Annotated in this window: 17 protein-coding genes and 1 pseudogene; 6 read left to right on the top strand and 12 right to left on the bottom strand. The window is 71.4% G+C overall.

What is annotated here, in order from left to right; all coding sequences use genetic code 11:
- Positions 1-105: 105 nt before the first annotated feature.
- Together ACFQ6X_RS23155 and ACFQ6X_RS23160 are read right to left on the bottom strand one after the other, a co-directional pair.
- Entirely contained in the window at positions 106-1,149 is a 1,044-nt protein-coding gene (locus ACFQ6X_RS23155) for a family 43 glycosylhydrolase (protein ID WP_383184266.1), read from the bottom strand.
- A gap of 28 nt (positions 1,150-1,177) precedes the next feature.
- Complete coding sequence (locus ACFQ6X_RS23160) at positions 1,178-2,236, bottom strand: rhamnogalacturonan acetylesterase (protein ID WP_383184267.1); 1,059 nt, start codon at positions 2,234-2,236, stop codon at positions 1,178-1,180.
- A 370-nt stretch (positions 2,237-2,606) separates the two neighbouring features.
- Between ACFQ6X_RS23160 and ACFQ6X_RS23165 the strand changes: the two are divergent.
- Positions 2,607-3,818 (top strand): annotated as a pseudogene (locus ACFQ6X_RS23165) (immunoglobulin-like domain-containing protein); the annotation flags it as partial.
- A 72-nt stretch (positions 3,819-3,890) separates the two neighbouring features.
- Positions 3,891-4,829 carry an RluA family pseudouridine synthase gene (locus ACFQ6X_RS23170; RefSeq protein WP_383184268.1) on the top strand — a complete coding sequence of 313 codons (939 nt, stop codon included), beginning with the start codon at positions 3,891-3,893 and terminating at the stop codon, positions 4,827-4,829.
- Positions 4,830-4,841: 12 nt separating this feature from the next.
- Here the strand turns inward: ACFQ6X_RS23170 and ACFQ6X_RS23175 are convergent, their stop codons facing one another.
- From ACFQ6X_RS23175 to ACFQ6X_RS23190, 4 genes are all read right to left on the bottom strand, one after another.
- Positions 4,842-5,471 carry an MBL fold metallo-hydrolase gene (locus ACFQ6X_RS23175; RefSeq protein ID WP_383184269.1) on the bottom strand — a complete coding sequence of 210 codons (630 nt, stop codon included), beginning with the start codon at positions 5,469-5,471 and terminating at the stop codon, positions 4,842-4,844.
- Positions 5,471-6,556: an S-(hydroxymethyl)mycothiol dehydrogenase gene (locus tag ACFQ6X_RS23180; protein ID WP_383184270.1), complete on the bottom strand. Its 1,086-nt coding sequence runs from the start codon at positions 6,554-6,556 to the stop codon at positions 5,471-5,473. The genes ACFQ6X_RS23175 and ACFQ6X_RS23180 overlap by 1 nt, the downstream gene beginning before the upstream one ends.
- Positions 6,557-6,676: 120 nt before the next feature.
- Complete coding sequence (locus tag ACFQ6X_RS23185) at positions 6,677-8,320, bottom strand: amidohydrolase (RefSeq protein WP_383184271.1); 1,644 nt, start codon at positions 8,318-8,320, stop codon at positions 6,677-6,679.
- A gap of 53 nt (positions 8,321-8,373) precedes the next feature.
- Complete coding sequence (locus ACFQ6X_RS23190) at positions 8,374-9,927, bottom strand: APC family permease (protein WP_383184272.1); 1,554 nt, start codon at positions 9,925-9,927, stop codon at positions 8,374-8,376.
- A 52-nt stretch (positions 9,928-9,979) separates the two neighbouring features.
- Here ACFQ6X_RS23190 and ACFQ6X_RS23195 point away from each other — a divergent pair, with 52 nt between their 5' ends.
- A complete protein-coding gene (locus tag ACFQ6X_RS23195; protein WP_383184273.1) occupies positions 9,980-10,708 on the top strand; it encodes a TetR/AcrR family transcriptional regulator in 729 nt (242 codons plus the stop codon).
- Between the two features lie 9 nt (positions 10,709-10,717).
- Here the strand turns inward: ACFQ6X_RS23195 and ACFQ6X_RS23200 are convergent, their stop codons facing one another.
- A complete protein-coding gene (locus ACFQ6X_RS23200) occupies positions 10,718-11,419 on the bottom strand; it encodes a FadR/GntR family transcriptional regulator (RefSeq protein WP_383184274.1) in 702 nt (233 codons plus the stop codon).
- Between the two features lie 131 nt (positions 11,420-11,550).
- Between ACFQ6X_RS23200 and ACFQ6X_RS23205 the strand changes: the two genes are divergently transcribed.
- Together ACFQ6X_RS23205 and ACFQ6X_RS23210 are read left to right on the top strand one after the other, a co-directional pair.
- Entirely contained in the window at positions 11,551-12,060 is a 510-nt protein-coding gene (locus ACFQ6X_RS23205) for a gluconokinase (protein ID WP_383184275.1), read from the top strand.
- 8 nt (positions 12,061-12,068) lie between these two features.
- Positions 12,069-13,466, top strand: a complete 1,398-nt coding sequence (locus ACFQ6X_RS23210; RefSeq protein WP_383184276.1) for a GntP family permease — start codon at positions 12,069-12,071, stop codon at positions 13,464-13,466.
- Here the strand turns inward: ACFQ6X_RS23210 and ACFQ6X_RS23215 are convergent, their stop codons facing one another.
- The 4 genes from ACFQ6X_RS23215 to ACFQ6X_RS23230 form a co-directional block, all read right to left on the bottom strand.
- Positions 13,467-14,132 (bottom strand): cytochrome b/b6 domain-containing protein, encoded by a 666-nt coding sequence (locus tag ACFQ6X_RS23215; RefSeq protein ID WP_383184277.1) that lies wholly within the window; start codon positions 14,130-14,132, stop codon positions 13,467-13,469.
- Positions 14,074-14,826, bottom strand: a complete 753-nt coding sequence (locus tag ACFQ6X_RS23220) for a molybdopterin-dependent oxidoreductase (protein WP_383184278.1) — start codon at positions 14,824-14,826, stop codon at positions 14,074-14,076. Before ACFQ6X_RS23220 ends, ACFQ6X_RS23215 begins: the two co-directional genes overlap by 59 nt.
- Positions 14,827-14,895: 69 nt before the next feature.
- Positions 14,896-16,467 carry an APC family permease gene (locus tag ACFQ6X_RS23225; RefSeq protein ID WP_383184279.1) on the bottom strand — a complete coding sequence of 524 codons (1,572 nt, stop codon included), beginning with the start codon at positions 16,465-16,467 and terminating at the stop codon, positions 14,896-14,898.
- A 35-nt stretch (positions 16,468-16,502) separates the two neighbouring features.
- Positions 16,503-17,468: a hypothetical protein gene (locus tag ACFQ6X_RS23230; RefSeq protein WP_383184280.1), complete on the bottom strand. Its 966-nt coding sequence runs from the start codon at positions 17,466-17,468 to the stop codon at positions 16,503-16,505.
- A gap of 237 nt (positions 17,469-17,705) precedes the next feature.
- Between ACFQ6X_RS23230 and ACFQ6X_RS23235 the strand changes: the two genes are divergently transcribed.
- A complete protein-coding gene (locus ACFQ6X_RS23235; RefSeq protein ID WP_383184281.1) occupies positions 17,706-18,131 on the top strand; it encodes an ASCH domain-containing protein in 426 nt (141 codons plus the stop codon).
- 72 nt (positions 18,132-18,203) lie between these two features.
- Here the strand turns inward: ACFQ6X_RS23235 and ACFQ6X_RS23240 are convergent, their stop codons facing one another.
- Complete coding sequence (locus ACFQ6X_RS23240) at positions 18,204-19,433, bottom strand: PQQ-binding-like beta-propeller repeat protein (protein ID WP_383184282.1); 1,230 nt, start codon at positions 19,431-19,433, stop codon at positions 18,204-18,206.
- Positions 19,434-19,524 lie beyond the last annotated feature (91 nt).

The following is a 19,524-nucleotide window of genomic DNA, read 5'->3' on the forward strand; positions in this document are numbered from 1 at the left end:
GGACGCGTCAATGCCGCGGACCGGCCCCGGCCGGTCGGCCGTGGCCGGTTCCGGCGTCAGGCGCCGGGCTTCAGGCGCCGGGCGTCAGGCGCCGGGGGTCAGGCGTCAGGCGGAGTCGGCCACCGGGATGCCGAAGTCCGGCGTGCCGTCCGCCTTCCAGGCCAGCCGTTGGATCCGGGTGTGCCGGTTGGGGTCGTGCAGCGGGTCGCCGGCGATCTCCCGGTACGGCCGTGCGTGGTAGACGAGCACGTCGGTCCGGCCGTCCTCGGCCACGGTGAAGGAGTTGTGGCCAGGACCGTACTGCCCGGTCTCCTCGCTGCTGATGAAGACGGGCTCCGGGGACTTGGCCCAGGAGGCCGGGTCCATCAGGTCACTGCGGGCGTCCGCGGTGAGGAGGCCCATGCAGTAGTTGGCATCGGTCGCGCTCGCGGAGTACGTCATGAAGACGCGGCCGTTCCGCTTGATCACCGCGGCTCCCTCGTTGACCTTGAAGCCGATGCACTCCCAGTCGTACTCGGGCGTGCTGAGGCGGATCTGGGGACCGGTCAGCGTCCACGGGTCGGCCATCCGCGAGAGGAAGAGCCCTGTGTTGTTGTCCAGGCCGGGCTCGTGCTGGGCCCAGACGAGGTAGCGGCCTCCCCGGTGGGTGAAGGTGTGGGCGTCGAGCGAGAAGGTGTCCCAGGCCGTGGTGAGCCGCCCCTTCTCGGTCCAGGTGCCGCGGAAGGGGTCGGCGCTCGCGTTCTCCAGCACCCAGATCCGTATCTTCCAGACGTCGTCCGCGGGCGCCGAGGCGAAGTAGACGTACCACTTGCCGCCGATGCGGTGGAGTTCCGGCGCCCAGATGTGGGCGGCCATGTCCCCGGCGGTGTGCCTGGTCCAGATCACCGCTTCCTCGGCGGTGCTCAGGCCGGGCAGGGTGCGGGAGGAACGCAGGATGATCCGGTCGTACTCGGGGGCGCTGGCGGTGAAGTAGTAACGGCCGTCGGTGTGCCGGGTGATGTGCGGGTCGGCGCGTTGCTCGACCAGGGGATTGCGGTACGGGGCGCGTGGCGCCGCGGCGTGGGCGACGCCGGGTACGGCGGTGAGGGCCCCTGCGCCCAGGGCTCCCCTCAGCAGGGCCCTGCGGCCGGGCACTTCGGCATGGTTCACGGCGATCGCCTCTCGTGGGGGAACGGGGTCACCGGACGGTGCGCGGGGGGAGGAGCTGCTGGGCGCGCAGTTCGCCGAGGACGAGCGCGGCGTACTCGGTGGCGCCGCGCGTGGAGGTGTGGGTGTTGTCGCGCTTCTCGTCGTAGAGGTAGAGGGCTTTGGAGGCATCGGGGCCGAGCTCCTCGACCCGCGCCTTGGTCAGGGCGGTGAGGTCGATGAGCGGGGTGCCCTGCTCGGCGGCGAGGGTGCGCACCTCGGCGGGCAGGTCCACGCCCAGGCCGTTGACGATCAGCGCGGTGCCGTTGTCGAGCGTGCCGTCGGTGTTGAACCAGCGGCGGACGATCGGGGTGACGAGCACGGGCCGGCCGCCCTCGGCCCGGACGTCCTCGATCATCGCGGTGAGGTTGGCCCGGTAGGTGGGGCGGTCGGTCTGCTTGTCGTTGTGGGCGAGCTGGATGAGGACGAGGTCGCCGCGGTGGATGCGGTCCCGGAGGGCGGGGAACAGGGCCGGGTCGTCCCGGAAGGTCTGCGAGCTCTCCCCGGAGTCGGCGTAGTTGGCGACGGCGAGCCGGTCCGTGAGGTACTGCGGGAGCTGCTGCCCCCAGCCCGAGTAGGGCTCGCCGGGCTGGTCGCAGACGGTGGAGTCGCCCGCGAGGAGGATCTGGGGCGTGCGGACCCGCTCGACCCGGAGTGCCGCGAGCCGCGGTGCCGTGCCGCCGAAGGCGAGGTCCAGTCCGGGGCTGCCGACCGGCCCCGTGGGCTCGCCCTCCGGCTCGCGCACATCCACGGTGAAACTGCGGCGCACGGTCTCACCGCCGGCGTTCGGGGTCTCGGCGAGCACGGTCCTGCGGGTCTCGGCGGTGACCGCTGTCGCGCCGGCCTCCGCACCGCCCAGAAGGGCTCCGACCCGGTACGTGCCGGGGGTGACGTCGAAGTGGCAGACGACCGGGGCCGTCCCGGTGCAGTGGTCCAGGCCGTCCGGCCCGGCCGTGGTGCGGTTCCGGGCCACCGCGGGAGTGACCGCGAGGGCGGTCAGGGCGGCAGCGGCAGTGCAGGCGGCCAGCAGGGCGGTTCCGGCTCGGCGCATGGCGAGGCTCCTCCAGGTCGGGTGGTTCCGGGTCGGGTAGTTCCGGGTCGAGTGGTTCCGGGTCGGGTGAATCCGTGTTCGACGACTAGGGTTGAAAGGATTCAGCGGGCAGGACCCTACGCGGGTCGGCAAGCGCTTTCTACAGGGCGTACGAATTCGTCCGCGCCTCTTGACGGGGGTCCCCGGCACCCCTAGCGTCGGTCCGATTTGACGAACAGCGTCCGGTATTCCGAACAACGTCGGGAGAGTCATGCGTCCGCACCCCGCGAGAAGAGCTCTTGCCCCTCTGCTGCCTCTCCTGTCCCTCGTCGTCGGCCTGCTCGCGTTCCCCGGCAGCGGCCCCGCCCACGCCGGACCCGCGGGGGTCAGCGACGGGGCAGCCACCGCGCGGGCCGCGGCCGCGCTCACGGTGCACGGCCTCGACGACGTGCGCGGCAACCTGACGCTGCCCGCCGCGGGCGCCCACGGCACGACCGTCACCTGGAGATCGCAGAAGCCCCGCGTCATCGACGCGACAGGCATTGTGCACCGCCCGGAACCAGGTGCGGGACCGACGCGCGTGGAGCTCACCGCCGTGGTCACCCGGGGCAGGGCGGCCGCCCGCCGTACCTTCACCGCCGCTGTGCCCGAACTGCCGCAGGAGCGGACGTACACCGGCTACGCCATGAGCTACTTCACCGGCGAGGGCACCGAGGACGGCGAGCAGATACGTATGTCGCTCAGCCGGGGCGACGACGCGCTGCACTGGCAGGAGCTGAACGGCGGCAGGCCGGTGCTCACTTCGGACCTAGGCACCAAGGGGCTCCGCGACCCGTTCGTCATCCGCTCCCCGGAGGGCGACACCTTCTACCAGATCGCCACCGACCTGCGGATGTACGGCGGCACGGGCGGCAGCTGGGACCAGGTCCAGCGCACCGGCAGCAGGTCGGTCATGGTCTGGGAGTCCACGGACCTGGTGAACTGGACCGACCGGCGCCTGGTGGAGGTCGCGCCCGACACCGCCGGCAACACCTGGGCTCCGGAGGCGTACTACGACGAGAAGCTCGGCTCGTACGTCGTCTTCTGGGCCTCCAAGATCTACGCGGCGGACGACCCGGAGCACACCGGCAGCACCTACAACAAGATGCTGTACGCGACCACGCGTGACTTCCGCACCTTCACCGAGCCGGAGGTGTGGCACGACCCCGGGTACTCGGTCATCGACTCGACGGTCATCCGCCACGACGGCAGTTACTACCGTTTCACCAAGGACGAGCGGAACCCGTCGTCGGACACCCCGTGCTCCAAGTTCATCACGGCGGAGAAGTCGCAGGACCTCACGTCCCGTTCGTACGGCTTCGTGGCCGACTGCATCGGCAAGGGCTCGGTCGACCGCGGTGAGGGCCCCGCCGTCTTCAGGTCCAACACCGAGGAGAAGTGGTACCTCCTCATCGACGAGTTCGGCGGGCGCGGCTACGTACCGTTCGAGACGGACGACCTCGACTCGGGCAGCTGGACGATGTCCACGGACTACGCACTCCCGGCGGGCGCCCGGCACGGCACGGTGCTTCCGGTCACGCAGGAGGAGTACGAGCGGCTGCTCGGCTCCTGACGGCCGGGCGGTGCGATGATGGGCAGTCCTCCAGGCCCCCCACCCATGACAAGGACCGACGCGATGAGAGGACGGGCGAAGCCCCCCGCCGCCCCGCTGCCCCAGCGGGACGGCATCGATCCGGTGCGGGTGAGGCTGCCGGAGGACCCGGACGGGGCCTGGGGATGTGTCCGCGACCATCTGCTGGACCGGTTCGCGGCGGCGGTCGGGGCACAGCGCGTGGACGCGATGCTCGCCGAGGGGCTGTTCGTCGGGGCCGACGGCGGTGCGGTGCGTGGCGACGAGCCGTACACAGCGGGTCGGTACCTCTGGTTCCACCGGGATTTCGCGCCGGAGGAGCCGGTGCCGTTCCCCGTCGGTGTGGTGTACCGCGACGAGCACCTCGTCATCGCGGACAAGCCTCACTTCCTCGCCACCACTCCGCGCGGCCGGCACATCACGGAGACGGCGGTGGCCCGGCTGCGCAGGGAGCTGGATCTGCCGGAGCTGCAGCCCGCCCACCGGCTCGACCGGCTGACGGCGGGTCTCGTCCTGTTCGTCGTACGGCCCGGGGAGCGGGGGGCGTACCAGACGCTGTTCCGGGACCGGCTGGTGCGCAAGGAGTACGAGGCGGTGGCACCGTACGACCCGGGTGTGGCACTCCCCCGCACCGTGCGCAGCCGGATCGTCAAGGAGCGCGGGGTCATCGCCGCGCGCGAGGAGCCGGGCGAGGCGAACAGCGAGAGCCGGATCGAGCTTCTGGAGCACCGGGGCGGCTTCGGCCGCTACCGGCTGCTGCCCGCCACGGGGCGCACCCATCAGCTCCGGGTCCATATGAACGCGCTGGGGCTGCCGCTCGTCCACGATCCCGTCTACCCGGTGGTGGAACCGGAGCGGGACCGCGACGACTACACGCGGCCCATGCAACTGCTGGCCAGGGTGCTGGAGTTCACCGACCCGGTCACGGGCGGGCCGCACCGCTTCGAGAGCGGGCTGCGGCTCACCGCGTGGCCGGACCGGTGAACCCCGGCCGGGTCAGTGGCCGCGGGCGATCCATTCGTCCAGGTGCGGGGCCTCGCCGCCGATCGTGGTGGATTCTCCGTGTCCGGTACGCACGACGGTCTCGGGCGGGAGTCCGAGCAGCCGGTCCCTGATCGAGTCGACGATCGTCGGGAAGTGGGAGAAGGACCGTCCGGTGGCTCCGGGCCCGCCGTGGAACAGGGTGTCACCGGTGAAGACGGTGGCCAGGTCGGGGGCGTAGAGGCAGACCGCGCCGGGCGCGTGGCCCGGGGTGTGCAGGACCGACAGACGTGTTCCGGCGATCTCCAGCTCCTGGCCGTCAGCCAGTTCGGCGTCGGGGGTGCGGTCCGGGTGGGTCTGCTTCCACAGGGGCAGGTCGTCGGGGTGCAGGAGGATCGGTGCGCCGGTCGCGTCGGCGAGGGCGGGGGCCGCGTCGATGTGGTCGTTGTGCGCGTGGGTGCAGATGATGGCGCGCAGCGTGCGGCCGCCGAGTGCGGCCTGGATCGCGAGGGCGTCGTGGGCGGCGTCGATGACGACCGCCTCGGTCTCGTCGCCGATGATCCAGACGTTGTTGTCGACGTCCCACTCTCCGCCGTCGAGGGCGAAGGTGCCGGAGGTGACCAGGTGGTCGATGCGGGCGGCCATCAGAACACCACCACCGAACGCAGGACGTCGCCGTCGTGCATACGGGCGAAGGCCTGCTCGACGTCGCCGAGTCCGATCGTCTCGGTGACGAACGCGCCGAGGTCGATGCGGCCCTGCTGGTGCAGGTCGATGAGCATCGGGAAGTCGCGCGAGGGCAGACAGTCGCCGTACCAGGAGGACTTGAGCGAGCCGCCGCGGCCGAACACGTCGAGCAGCGGGAGTTCGAGCTGCATCTCCGGGGTGGGGACGCCGACGAGGACGACGGTGCCGGCGAGGTCGCGGGCGTAGAAGGCCTGCTTGTACGTCTCCGGGCGGCCGACGGCCTCGATGACGACGTCCGCGCCGTTGCCGTCGGTCAGTGCGCGGATCGCCTCGACGGCGTCCTCGGAGCGCGAGTTGACGGTGTGGGTGGCGCCCATCTTCTTCGCCGTCTCCAGCTTGCGGTCGTCGATGTCGACCGCGATGATCTTCGCCGCGCCCGCGAGCCGGGCGCCTACGACGGCCGCGTCGCCGACGCCGCCGCAGCCGATGACGGCGACGGAGTCGCCGCGGCCGACCTGGCCGGTGTTGATGGCGGCGCCGATGCCCGCCATGACACCGCAGCCGAGCAGTCCGGCGACGGCCGGGGAGACCTCGGGGTCGACCTTCGTGCACTGGCCGGCCGCGACGAGGGTCTTCTCGGCGAAGGCGCCGATCCCGAGCGCCGGGGAGAGTTCGGTGCCGTCCAGCAGGGTCATCCTCTGCTTCGCGTTGTGCGTGTCGAAGCAGTACCAGGGGCGGCCGCGCAGACAGGCGCGGCACTGTCCGCACACCGCACGCCAGTTGAGGACGACGAAGTCGCCGGGCGCGACGTCGCTGACGCCCTCGCCGACGGACTCCACGATGCCCGCGGCCTCGTGGCCGAGGAGGAACGGGAAGTCGTCGTTGATGCCGCCCTGCTTGTAGTGCAGGTCGGTGTGGCAGACGCCGCACGCCTGGATCTTCACGACCGCCTCGCCGGGCCCGGGGTCCGGAATGACGATGGTCTCGACCCGCACCGGCTCGTTCTTCCCCGGTGCGATGACCCCTTGCACCTGCTGCGCCATACCGTGGTCTCCCTGTTTCCGAGTGGGGCTCTGCGAAGGTTGATCACGGACAACCGTACGCCCCGGAGGGTGCCGCGTCGGCACCCTCGGAGCGTTACTTTCCACGGAGGACGTCCGGTGTCAGGCCTCGGAGTCGTGGACCTTCCGGCCGCCGACGTATGTCCGCAGCACACGTGTCCCGCCGATCTCGTCGGACGGGTGCGCGTACGGGTCGCGGTCCAGGACCACCAGGTCGGCGAGGGCCCCGGCGCGGAGTGAGCCGGTGTCGTCGAGGTGGTTCACGTGGGCGGATCCCGCCGTGTACGCGGCGATGGCGTCCGTGAGCGGGATGCGCTGTTCGGGGAGGAAGACCGGGCCTTCGCCGTCCGGTGCGATCCGGTTGACCGCGGTGTGGATGCCGTGCAGCGGATCGGCGCTGCTGACCGGCCAGTCGCTGCCCGCCGCGACGGTGGCGCCGGATCGCAGGAGGGCTCCGAACGGGTACTGGAGGGCGGCCCTCCCGGCGCCGAGGAAGGGGATGGTCAGCTCGTCCATCTGCGGTTCGTGGGCGGCCCACAGCGGCTGGATGTTGGCGGTGGCGCCGAGCTCCCGGAACCGGGGGATGTCGTCGGGGTGGACGACCTGGAGATGGGCGAGGTGGGGGCGGGTGTCGGTGCGTCCGTTGACGGAGCGGGCCGCCTCCACGGCGTCCAGGGCCTCGCGTACGGCGCGGTCGCCGAGGGCGTGGAAGTGGGCCTGGAAGCCGAGGGCGTCGAGTGCGGTGACGTACCCGCGCAGCTCGACGGGGTCGATGAAGCTGGTGCCGCTGTTCGCGGTGGCGCAGCCGCAGGCGTCGAGGTACGGGGTGAGGAGGGCGGCCGTGCCGGTCTCGGCGACCCCGTCCAGCATGATCTTGACGGATCCGGCCCGGAACGGGCCGGTGCTCAGCTCCGCCCGCCTGGCGGCCAGTTCGGGTATCTGCTCGGCCCCGCGGTCGCGGTCCCACCAGAGTGCGCCGACGACCCGGGCGGTGAGCGATCCGTCGCGGGCGGCGGTGAGGTAGGCGTCTGCGGCGTCGTCCATCGAGCCGTAGGAGCCGACGATCGCGTCCTGCCAGGCGGTGATGCCGTACCCGTGGAGGATCCGCTGGGCCCGCAGCAGCGCGGCGAGCCGGTCGGCCGGGGTGGAACGCGGGGTGAGCCGGGCGACCAGGTCCATGGCTCCCTCCTGGAGGAGGCCGGTGGGCTCGCCCCTCCCGTCGCGCTCGATGCGCCCGTCGGCGGGTTCGGGGGTGTCCCGGGTGATGCCGGCGAGTTCGAGGGCGCGGGTGTTGACCCAGGCGCCGTGGTGGTCGCGGTTGACGAGGTAGGCGGGGCGGTCGGGTACGGCGGTGTCGAGCAGGTCCCTGGTCGGGGCGCCGCCTTCGAAGGCGTCCATGGACCAGCCGCCGCCGGTGATCCATTCACGGTCGGGGTGGGTGTCGGCGTAGGCGCGTACGGCGGCGACGGTGGCCGGTGCCGTACGGGCGTCCGTGAGGTCGCACTGGGCCATCTCGAGTCCGGCGGTGACCGGGTGGATGTGGGCGTCCTGGAAGCCGGGGACCAGCAGGCGGCCCGCGAGGTCGACGACCTCCGTCCTCGGGCCGATGAGAGCGCGGACCTCGTCGTGGCCGACGGCGGTGATCCGGTCGCCGGTGACGGCGACGGTGGTGGCACGGGTGCGGGCCGCGTCCATCGTGAGGACGGGGCCGCCGGTGAGGACGAGGTCGGCGGGGGTGTGGTGCATGAGGTGTTCCGTTCGTTCCGTCTGCGGGGTGGATGGTGCGGGGCGGTGCGCAGTCAGGCCGTTTCGGGGACGGTGGGCGTGGTGGAGCGGCCGGTGACGAAGTAGGGGGATTTCCTGACCCACTTGGCCCAGGCCGCCGCGATCACGCCGGTCAGCAGCATGACGGCGGGGCAGAAGAGCATGAACCAGCCGTTGTCCGGGCTGATCTCGAAGTGGTCGGCGGAGGTGTAGAAGGTCCAGCACAGGTAGCCGCCGAGGCCGAGCAGGACGACGGCGCTGAGGACGGGGAGGATCACCGCACGCAGGGCCTCGGACAGGCTCTCGCGCAGGGCGCCGCGGAAACGGGCGGCGGCGGCCAGGGCGGTCAGCGCGTAGTAGAGGGACACGACGACGCCGATCGCGTTGACGGAGGCCAGGATGAGGTCGCCGACCTTCGGGATGACCAGGGAGAGGACGGCCACGGCGGCGGCGACGCAGCCGATGGCCACGGTCCCGGCCGCCGGGGTCCCGTAACGGGGGCTGACCTTGGTCCAGAGCGGGCCGAGCGTACGGTCGCGGCCCATCGCGAACATGCCGCGGACCGTGGGTATCACCCCCGACTGGAGGGACGCGATCGCGGAGAACGTCAGGGCGATCAGCGGGAGTGCGGCGAGCGGCTGGTCCGCGAGCCGCTCACCGAAGTAGGTGAGGCCCTGGGCTCCGTGCGCGGTCAGCTCGTCGAGGGAGAGGACGCGCTGGAAGGCGAAGGAGCCGAGCAGGAAGAGGCCGAGCATGGTGAAGAGGGTGATGAGCCCGGCCCTGGAGGCGTCCTCGGGGTCGCGGACCTCCTCGGTGACGCTGAACGAGGACTCGAAGCCCCAGTAGCAGAAGACGGAGAGCAGGAGCCCCTGGGCGAGCTGCTGTCCGGACGGGATGGTGAACGGGTTGAGCCAGTCCAGGCTGAACGGGTGCGGTCCCGCGACGAGTCCGTATCCGCAGAAGCCGAGCAGGACGACGTACTCGAAGACGAGCAGGTACTTCTGGAAGGTGGCGGCGGACCGGAGGCCGGTGATCGCGGTGAAGGTGACGGCCACCAGGACGACGATGCCGAGAGCGGTCGCCTGCGCCGTGGAGTCGGGGTCGAGCCGGAGGCCCGCGAGCTCGTGCAGGCCGCCCTCGCCCGCGAGTTGGAGGAGGGCGGAGCCGGTGACGGTCGTGGTGTACGAGAGGAAGACGACCGTGGAGACGATGCCGATCCAGCCGGTGAGGAAGCCCAGCCAGGGGCTGAGGGAGCGGCCGACCCAGACGTAGCCGCTGCCCATGTTCGGCTCGACCCGGTTGAGCCGTGAGTAGGCGCTCGCGATGCCGAGGATCGGCAGGAAGGCGAGCAGCATGATGATCGGCAGGTGCAGGCCTACGGCGGCCGCGGTGACACCGAGGCCGATGCCGATGCTGGTGGTGGCGGCCGTGGAGGAGGCGGCGATGGCCACGCCGTCGACGACGCCGAGGCTCTTCCTCAGGGCGTCCGGGGGCTGCGGGGCGGGTGGGTCGCTGCCGTACGGGGTTCGCGAGGCCTTCACGGTCACTCCTTCGCCGAGGGGCACCGTTCGGCCCCGATGGCGGCACATCGAACTCTCCGGCGGGTTCACACGTCAACGCTGTTGTCATAAGGTGCGCCCCATGGGAGCGAGCGAGCGGGTGGTGCCGGAGGGGGCGCGTCGGCGCAGGCGCCCCACCAAGGGGGGCACGGTCCTGTCCGAGCAGCTGATCGTGGAGACGACGCTCAGGCTGATCGGGGAGCACGGGGCCGCCGCCCTGACGGTGCGGCGGCTCGGTGCCGCCCTGGGGTGTGATCCGAGTGCCGTCTACCGGTACTTCAAGGACACGGACGAGCTGTTGCTCGCGGTGGCCGACGAGTTGATCGGCCGTACGTTGAACAGCTGGCGCCCCACCGGTGACTGGCGGGCCGATCTGCGGGCGCTGGGGCTGAGGATGCACGCGGACTACATGGCGCATCCGCAGGCGGCGATGCTGGCCTGCGCCCGGGTGACGGGCCGCAGGCACGAGATCCGGTCGGTGGACGCGATTCTCGGGGTGCTGCGCGGGGCGGGATTCCCCGATGCGGAGGCGGTCCGGATCTACCACGTGTTCGTCGACCAGACACTGTCGTTCGCCGCCCTGGACGCGTCGACGCTGGCGCTTCCGGTGCGGGCGCGCGAGCTGGAGGCCCGTGCGTGGCGGGAGACGTACGCGCGGATGCCGGCCGAGACGCATCCGCACATCGCGGCGACGTCGGGGGTGCTGGTCGCGGAGATGGACCGCAGCGGGTATCCGGCGGCGCTGGAGATGGTGCTGGCGGCTGCCGCGGGGCGGTTGGCGCACGTGCGCTCGGGCCCGCCCGGCGCCTGAGGGCAGACCTCAGGGCGCGAGTACGTCCAGTTCGTGGAGGGCGCCCACCGCGATCTCCTTCGTGAGGCGTTCCGCGGCTGCCGCGTCCCCCTCGCGGACGGCCGCGGCCAGGCGTACGTGGAGGGTGACGGCCGCGGGGTCGGGGTCCTCGAACATCACCTGGTGGTGCGTACGCCCGGCGAGGACCTCGGCGACGACGTCGCCGAGCCGCGCGAACATCTCGTTGCCGGAGGCGTTGAGCACGATGCGGTGGAAGGCGATGTCGTGCCGCAGATAGCCCTCCAGCTGCTGGCCTCGGGAGGTGGCGACCATGCCGAGGGCGCATTCGGTGAGGGCGGCGCACTGTTCGGCGGTGGCGTGCCGGGCGGCGAGTCCGGCGGCGACGGGTTCGACGGCGGACCTCAGCACGGTGAGGGAGCGCAGCTGCCGGGGGCGGTCGGAGCCGGCCAGCCGCCAGCGGATGACCTGGGGGTCGTAGACGTTCCACTCCTCGGTGGGCCGCACGGTCACGCCGACGCGGCGGCGGGACTCGACCAGGTGCATGGACTCCAGGACGCGGATCACTTCGCGTACGACGGTGCGCGACACCTCGAAGCGCTGTGCCAGCTCGTCGGTGCGCAGCACCCGGCCGGGCGGGAAGTCCCCCGCGGCGATCTCCAGACCCAGGGTGTCCAGCACATGTGTATGCAGCCCCTGGCCCTGTGTGGTCATGCCCACAAGCCTACGGGGCGGCCCACAGGAACAAAAAGTACGACGTTTATGTCACAGCTACTTGAATAAGTCGTACGTAATGAGTTTCAGTAGCGCGACGGACCGATGTCGAAGAAGACAGCGAGGCACCAATGAGCACCCCCCACGTCGTCGTGGTGATGGGCGTGGCAGGGACCGGCAAGACCACGATCGGTCCCCTGCTCGCCGCCGCACTCGGCGTTCCCTACGCCGAGGGCGACGACTTCCACCCGCCGGCCAACATCGCCAAGATGTCGGCGGGTACCCCGCTGGACGACAACGACCGCTGGCCCTGGCTGGACGCGATCGGCCAGTGGGCCCACAGCCGGGCGGGGCTCGGCGGAGTCGTCAGCAGCTCGGCGCTCAAGCGGGTCTACCGTGACCGGCTGCGCGCCGAAGCCCCTGGTGCCGTCTTCCTGCATCTGACCGGCGACCGGGCTCTCATCGAGCGCCGGATGGCGGACCGCAAGGGCCACTTCATGCCGACCGCACTGCTCGACTCCCAGTTCGCGACCCTGCAGGAACTGCAGGAGGACGAGGCGGGCGTGGCAGTGGACGTGTCCGGCACCCCCGAAGAAATAACCGACCGGGCCGTCGCCGCGCTGCGCCGGCTCGCCTCTTAAGGATCACCGTGAGCACTCTCAGCGTCGAGATGCTGGCAGCGGATGCCGTCGAGCCGATCACTTCGGCCGGCAACGCGCAGTTGGGCATCGCCGTCCTGGCGGGCATCGCCGTCATCGTCGTACTCATCACCAAGTTCAAGGTGCACGCCTTCCTGGCGCTGACCATCGGCTCGCTGGCGCTCGGCGTCTTCGCCGGTGCCCCGCTGGACAAGACGATCACCAGTTTCTCCACCGGCCTCGGCGCCACCGTCGCCAGCGTCGGTGTGCTGATCGCACTCGGCGCGATCCTGGGCAAGCTGCTCGCCGACTCGGGCGGCGCCGACCAGATCGTCGACACGATCCTCGCGAAGGCGAGCGGGCGCGCCATGCCCTGGGCGATGGTGCTGATCGCCTCGATCATCGGTCTGCCGCTGTTCTTCGAGGTCGGCATCGTGCTGCTGATCCCGGTGGTGCTGCTGGTCGCCAAGCGCGGCAACTACTCCCTGATGCGGATCGGTATCCCCGCGCTCGCCGGCCTCTCGGTGATGCACGGTCTGATCCCGCCGCACCCCGGCCCGCTGGTCGCCATCGACGCGCTCGACGCCAATCTGGGCGTCACGCTGGCGCTGGGCGTCCTCGTCGCCGTCCCGACCGTGATCATCGCGGGCCCGGTCTTCTCCCGGTACGCCGCACGCTGGGTGGACATCCAGGCGCCGGAGAAGATGATCCCCGAGCGCCCCTCGGAGGACCTGGACCGCCGCCCCGGCTTCGGCGCCACCCTGGCCACCGTGCTGCTGCCCGTCGTCCTGATGCTGGCCAAGGCCCTCGTCGAGATCGTGGTGGACAACCCGGACAACCACGTCCAGCGCGTCACCGATGTGATCGGTTCGCCGCTGATCGCCCTGCTCGCCGCGGTGATCGTCGGCATGTTCACGCTGGGCCGGGCCGCCGGATTCACCAAGGCGCGGCTCTCCACGACCGTCGAGAAGTCGCTCGCCCCGATCGCCGGCGTGCTGATGATCGTCGGTGCCGGCGGCGGCTTCAAGACGACCCTCATCGACGCCGGTGTGGGCCAGATGATCCTCGAGTTCTCCGAGAACTGGTCGATACCCGCCCTGCTGCTCGGCTGGCTGATCGCCGTCGCGATCCGCCTGGCGACGGGTTCGGCCACCGTGGCCACCATCTCGGCGGCCGGCCTCGTCGCTCCGCTGGCGGCCGGCATGTCCACTCCGGAGGCGGCCCTGCTCGTCCTCGCCGTCGGTGCGGGCTCGCTCTTCTTCAGCCACGTCAACGACGCGGGGTTCTGGCTGGTGAAGGAGTACTTCGGCATGGACGTCGGCCAGACGATCAAGACCTGGTCGGTGATGGAGACCATCATCTCCGTCGTCTCGCTGGGCTTCATCCTGCTTCTGTCGCTGGTCCTGTAGCTATTCCTCCGGATCCCGCCACAGCGGGTGCTCGGAGCGGGCCCAAGGGCGCTCGACCGACCCGGTGCGCATGCCACGGCGTGCCTCCGGGTCGGCGAGCGCCATTGCCGTATGTCCGGCCAGGACGATGCCGATCGCGAGTGCCAGCCAGTCGTGCACGAAGGTCGCGCCCGTGCGCCACACCAGCGGGGCGAGGTCCGTGAACCACATCAGCAGCCCGGTGCCGAGCATCACGAGCACGGCGCCGGCGATCCAGGCGGCGTAGAGCTTCTGGCCCGCGTTGAACTTCCCGGCCGGCCGGGCGCCGGGCGTGCGGTCGCGGCGCAGAGCGGCCTTCAGCCACTGCCGGTCGTGCGGTCCGAACCGGTTGAGCCGGGAGAGGTCGGCGCGCAGGGCCCGGGAGACCAGCCCGGCGAGCAGCGGTACGGGGACGAGCAGCCCGGACCATTCGTGGACGGTGACCACGAGGTGGCGGCGGCCGACGAGTTCGGCGAGCTGGGGGACGTACAGGAAGGCCGCGGTGGCCACGCAGAGCAGCGTCAGCCAGGCGGTGGTGCGGTGCACCCAGCGCTCGGCGCGGGTGAAGCGGCTGATCCTCGTGGGGTGTTCAGACGGTGGGGGCGTCGTCGCGGCCGTTGGACCGGCCGACCCAGGCGTCGACGTCATAGCCGAGCTCCTCCCAGTAGCCGGGGCGTACGGCGTCGGTGACGGTGATCCCGGAGAGCCATTTCGCCGATTTGTAGAAGTACATCGGTGCCACGTAGAGCCGGACGGGGCCGCCGTGCGAGTGGGTGACCGGCTTGTCCTGCATGCGCAGCGCGACCAGGACGTCCGCGCGGCGGGCCTGGTCCAGGGTGAGGCTCTCGCTGTAGGCACCGTCGAAGCAGGTGAAGCGGACCGCCTTCGCGCCGGGGCGTACGCCTGCCGCGTCCAGCAGTGCGGACAGCCTGACCCCCTCGAACGGGGTCTCGGGGACCCGCCAGCCGGTGACGCACTGGACGTCGCGTACCAGGCGGGTCTGCGGGAGCGCCTTCAGGGAGTCCAGCGTGTAGGTGGCGGGGCGGTCGACCAGGCCGTCCACGGTGAGGCGGTAGTCGGCGGCGGTCTTCTCCGGTACGGACGTGGCGACGGAGTAGTAGCGGAAACCGCCGCCGTTGGGCAGGAGCCCGGTCAGCCCGGTGGGGTCCTTGTCGGCGACCGCTCCGAGCCCGGTCTCCAGCCCCCGCTGGAGGACGGGGGCGGCGACCACACCGGCGGCGCCCAGGCCGAGCATGGCCAGGACCAGGCGGCGGCCGACGGGCGTGCCTTCGGCACGGCTGGCGTCCGGAGGATCTTCGCTGTCGGGAGGGGGACTGTTCACCCGTCCATTCGAACACCCGCGGCCGCCCGTCACCAGGGGCCGCGGGTGTTCGTCACCACCGGGTAAGAATTACCGGTGGGCCGTCGTGCTCTCCGCGGCCTTCTCCAGCTGGAACGCCTCGTTGCCGAGGCCGATCCTGGCGTGCACCTCGGGCTTCGTGGAGCGCAGCACCGCCCCGTACACCAGGCCGCCGACGAGGGCTACGCCGATGACGCCGGGCAGCAGCCAGTTGAGTACGGAGCCGGGGCCCGAGCCGACCAGTACGTCGAAGTCACGGACGGTGAACACCGCGATGGCCAGCAGCGCGATTCCGGCGAGGCCGGAGGCCACGAGCCGGGGAGCCTGGGCGCGGCCCGCACCGCGGCGCACGAAGAAGGCGATCACGGCGAAGGAGGCCGCCGCCATCAGCAGGATCACTCCGAGCGCGCCGACGTTGCCCATCCACGTGAACAGGTGCAGGACGGGCGCCGTCGGGTCGCCGACCGGGTTGTCGTCCGTGAAGGCGAAGGCCAGCACGATCACGACGGAGATCACGGACTGGAGGAGCGATCCGGTGGCGGGCGCCCCGCTGGTCTTGCTGGTCCGGCCGAAGCCCGCGGGCAGCAGGCCCTCACGGCCCATCGCGAAGGCGTAGCGGGCGACCACGTTGTGGAAGCTGAGCAGCGCGGCGAACATGCCCGTGACGAAGAGGACGTGCAGCACGTCCGTGAACGTGGCGCCGAGCCTCTCCTCGGTGAGGCCGAAGAGCATGCCCGGGCCCTCCTTGAGGGAGGTGTCCGAGATGAAGCCGGGGCCCGCGGCGACGGTCAGCGCCCAGGAGCTCACCGCGAGGAACAGGGCGGCGTAGCCGACGGCCAGGAACATGACCCGGGACACGACGACCTGCGGGCGGCTGGTCTCCTCCGCGTACACGGGGGCCTGCTCGAAGCCGACGAACGCGGCTATGCAGAAGCAGAGCGCGGTGCCGAGCCCCGCGCCGGTGAGGGTGTCGGGGTTGAACGCGTGGAAGGACAGGCCTTCGGGGCCGGGCTTGCTCACGGCGGCGATGTCGAAGATGACGACGAGGGCGCACTCGATGACCAGCAGGACGCCGAGCACCTTGGCGTTGAGGTCGATCTTCAGCCAGCCGAGGACACCGACGACGGCCACCGAGACGAGGGCGGGGAGCCACCAGGGCATGTCGATGTCGAGATAGGTGGCGAAGAGGCCGGAGACCTCGAAGCCGAGGATGCCGTAGATGCCGACCTGCATGGCGCTGTACGCGACCAGCGCGACGAGCGAGGCGCCCGCGCCGGCCGTCGGGCCGAGACCGCGGGCGATGTAGGCGTAGAACGCACCGGCGTTGTGGACGTGCCGGCTCATCTCCGCGTAACCGACGCTGAACAGCATGAGCACGATGCCGAGGACGACGTAGAGCAGCGGCTGCCCGACGATGCCCATCACACCGAAGACCGTGGGCATGACCCCGGCGACGACCATCAGCGGGGCGCTGGCCGCGAGGACCGAGAGGAGCAGTCCGGGGGTGCCGAGCCGGTCGGCGCGAAGGGCGCGTTCCTCCCCCTTGTAGGTGTTGATCCCGCCGGTGTCGCCGGTTGTCGCGGCCGTTCCGGTCCCGGTCGTATCTGTTCTGCCCGTCGACATGGCGGGGGTGGTCCCTTCGTTGAGAGCAACGTGCATCACGGGGTACCGAGCGCGTAGGCGCGCGCGGCAAGAAATGCGGGGTACGGATCGCGGCCGGAGTACGACCAGGGGGCCGCGGTCGCGTGGGGGCCGATGCGGTGGAAGAGCGCGGCGGCCTCGGCGGGGCGGCCCTCGCAGATCTTGGCGTGGGCAAGGAAGTTGAGGTCGACGTGGTGGCGGGGGTGGTCCTCGCGCTCCCACTCCAGCCACCAGTCGAAGGCGGCCTTCATCACCTGTCTGGCCCGGCGGCCGGTCCAGTGCCCCGAGCCCGCCGGGTCGTCGGACACGCTGCCCGCCGCGGCCAGGACGCGGTAGCGCTCGGCGTGCGCGACGACGGGGAGCACGGCGAGCGGCGAGTCGGCCGGGGCCTGCTCGGCCGCCCATGCGGCGAAGTCGTAGACCTCGTGGAGCGGATCGCCGCCCCCGGGATCGGTCTCGGCCAGCAGGGCCGTCATCAGGTGGTGCGCCTGGTGGTGTTCGGGGTGACGGGACCGGATCGCCTCGAACTGCCTGGCGGTCTCCTCCCGGGTGCCGTACGTGCGGTCGAGCAGCATCAGGCCCAGCCAGGGGGTCGGGTCCGCGGGGTCGAGCCGGGCGGCGCCCAGGCAGGCTTCGCGGGCCTTCTCCCGTTCGCCGGCACCGGACTTGGGACCCAGGGCCCTGGTGACGGTGGCGCAGGCGAGGAGGGTGGCGGCGTCGGGGCTGTCCGGTTCGGCGAGCAGCCACTCGCGTGCCCAGCCTGCCGCGGACGGGGCGGCGGCGAGTGCGAGGACACGGTGGCCGCGGCGGTCCCAGTCGGTGTCGGTGGTGACGAGGAGGGAGCGGGCCCTGGCCCACCGGCCCTGGGCGAACTGACCTCGTACGTCGATCAGTTCGCTGTCGTCGAGGGCCGGGTCGAAGGCGTGGTCCGAGCGCCCGCCCTTGCGGCGGGCGCGGCCCAGGGGCGGCGGAGGCGGGGACATCCGCAGGCTTCCTTTTTTCGACGCGGTGTGCGAGTTGGTTCGACGCTGTGTGCGAGCAAACGATCGCGCACAGCAAAGCGGTAGGTAATGCTCCACGTCAAGGGCGGTCCATCCGCAACTGTTTGCGTGAGCCACGCAGTTGGCGGCCACGGGTCGTGGTCTGAACCATTCGCGCAGCTCGTTGCGGGGGTGGCGGAGACACGGAACGGCCGGGGTGACGCGTGCCACACTGCGGTCATGGAGAACCGTGAACCGCTCAAACCCTTCCTCCTCGCCTTCCCCGGACCGCTGCGCGACCGGCTGGTGGCGGCCGTGCTCTCCGGCGAGAAGGTGTCGACGTCGGGGCTGCTCGCGGAGTACGAGGTGGAGAAGGAGGACCTTCCGCCGGTGGGTGAGCGGTCCGCGCTGATCGACTCCCGGGGGCGGGAGGTCGCCGCCGTGGAACTGACGGAGGTGCGCGTGGTGGCGCTGGGCTCGGTCGGCCTTCAGCACGCACTCGACGAGGGCGAGGGGTACACATCGGTCGCCCAATGGCGTGCGGGGCACGAGGCGTTCTGGCACAGCGCGGAGATGCGGGAGGCTCTGGGGGACCCGGAGTTCACCGTGGACGACGACACGAAGATCGTCGTGGAGAGGTTCCGGGTGGTGGAGCGGTGGGAGTGAGGGGCCGGGAGTGACGGTGCCCGGCCCGTCCCCGCGCGCCGACGCGGCGGGAGCCGGGACCGGGAGCCGGGATCACACGGCGGGGAGCGCGTAGAGCTTCTTGCCGTGCATCACGGCCAGCCGTTTGCCCGCCGCCACCACGTACCACTGCTGGATGTCGCCGGTTCTGTCGTTGTAGGTCCAGCGCAGCTTCCCGGTCGTCGCGTCGAAGGAGTGCACGCCCCCGTCCTTGTCGAACTCGGTCGCGCCGTACAGGGTGTTGTTCACCTTGGCGAACTGGCGTGCCTGCGTGGCCGTGTCCCGCAGATCCTCGTTGTGCCAGATCTGCTTGCCCGTCGCGGGGTCCACCGCCCACAGGCTGCGGGCGGTGTCGGAGGCGTAGAGCACCCCGTCCAGGACGTGAGGATCGCTGAAGGTGCTGAACTCGCTCGTCGCGAGGGACCAGCGCTCCTTGCCGTCGGCCAGTGCGAACGCCCGCAGACGCTGCCCGTCCGCGACGATCACCAGCTCCCCGTGCACGGCGAAGCGACGGTGGTTGGACCGGCTGATCTTCTTGGTCCACACCTGCCGGCCCGTCGCCGTGTCGCGGACGGTCACGTTCTCCCGGTAGTCCGTGTAGACGAGGCGGTCGCCCACGGTCGCGGCGGTGATGCCGTACTCCTCGGTGCCCGTGTCGCGCCGCTCACGCCAGGCGACCTTGCCGGAGGCGGTGTCGATCGCGGCAATCACGTTGTCGGGCGAGGTGAAGTCCTTCTCCAGGATGCCGGCGAGGACGTACACATGGCGGTCGTCCGCCGCGATCGGGCGCGGCTGCTCGTACGCCTTGCCCAGCCGGCTCCGCCAGGTCTCGTTGCCGGTGGCCGGGTCCAGGCCCACGACGTCACCGTCGTACTCGCCGCTCGCGAGGTACAGCGTCCCGCCGCCGAGGACGAGTGCGGCGCCGGGTGTGGTGACGCCTGCGCGGGACCACTTCTGCTTGCCGGTGACCGTGTCGCGTCCGACCAGCGGGTCGCCCGACACCAGGACCACGTCCCCTGCCACCGCGAGCGCGCCGTCGCCGGCGAGGTTGCTGTTCGCCGCGTTCTGCTGCCACAGCGGCTCGGGTGCGGTGCCCGGCGGCGGGGTCGTGAAGCGGTCACCGTTCTTGTCCCCGCCCGGCGTCGGGCTGCCTCCCGGCGCGGCCGCCTCCCCCTCGGGACCGCACCCCACAGCCCCGGCGCCGACCACGGCCAGGCCCAGTCCCGTCCCCGCCAGCCTGAGTATGTGCCTGCGCGACACCGCGTACCCGCCACGTCCGACCACGTCTGTTCCTGCTTCCGTCCGCTGTTCCGACGTCCCCCGGGGACGCTCGAGCGCCGTCAGGCTAGCCGTCGGATTTCGGCCGACCGCAGGA

Origin of the sequence: Streptomyces sp. NPDC056452, assembly GCF_042796085.1 — a bacterium.
GTDB lineage: Bacteria > Actinomycetota > Actinomycetes > Streptomycetales > Streptomycetaceae > Streptomyces.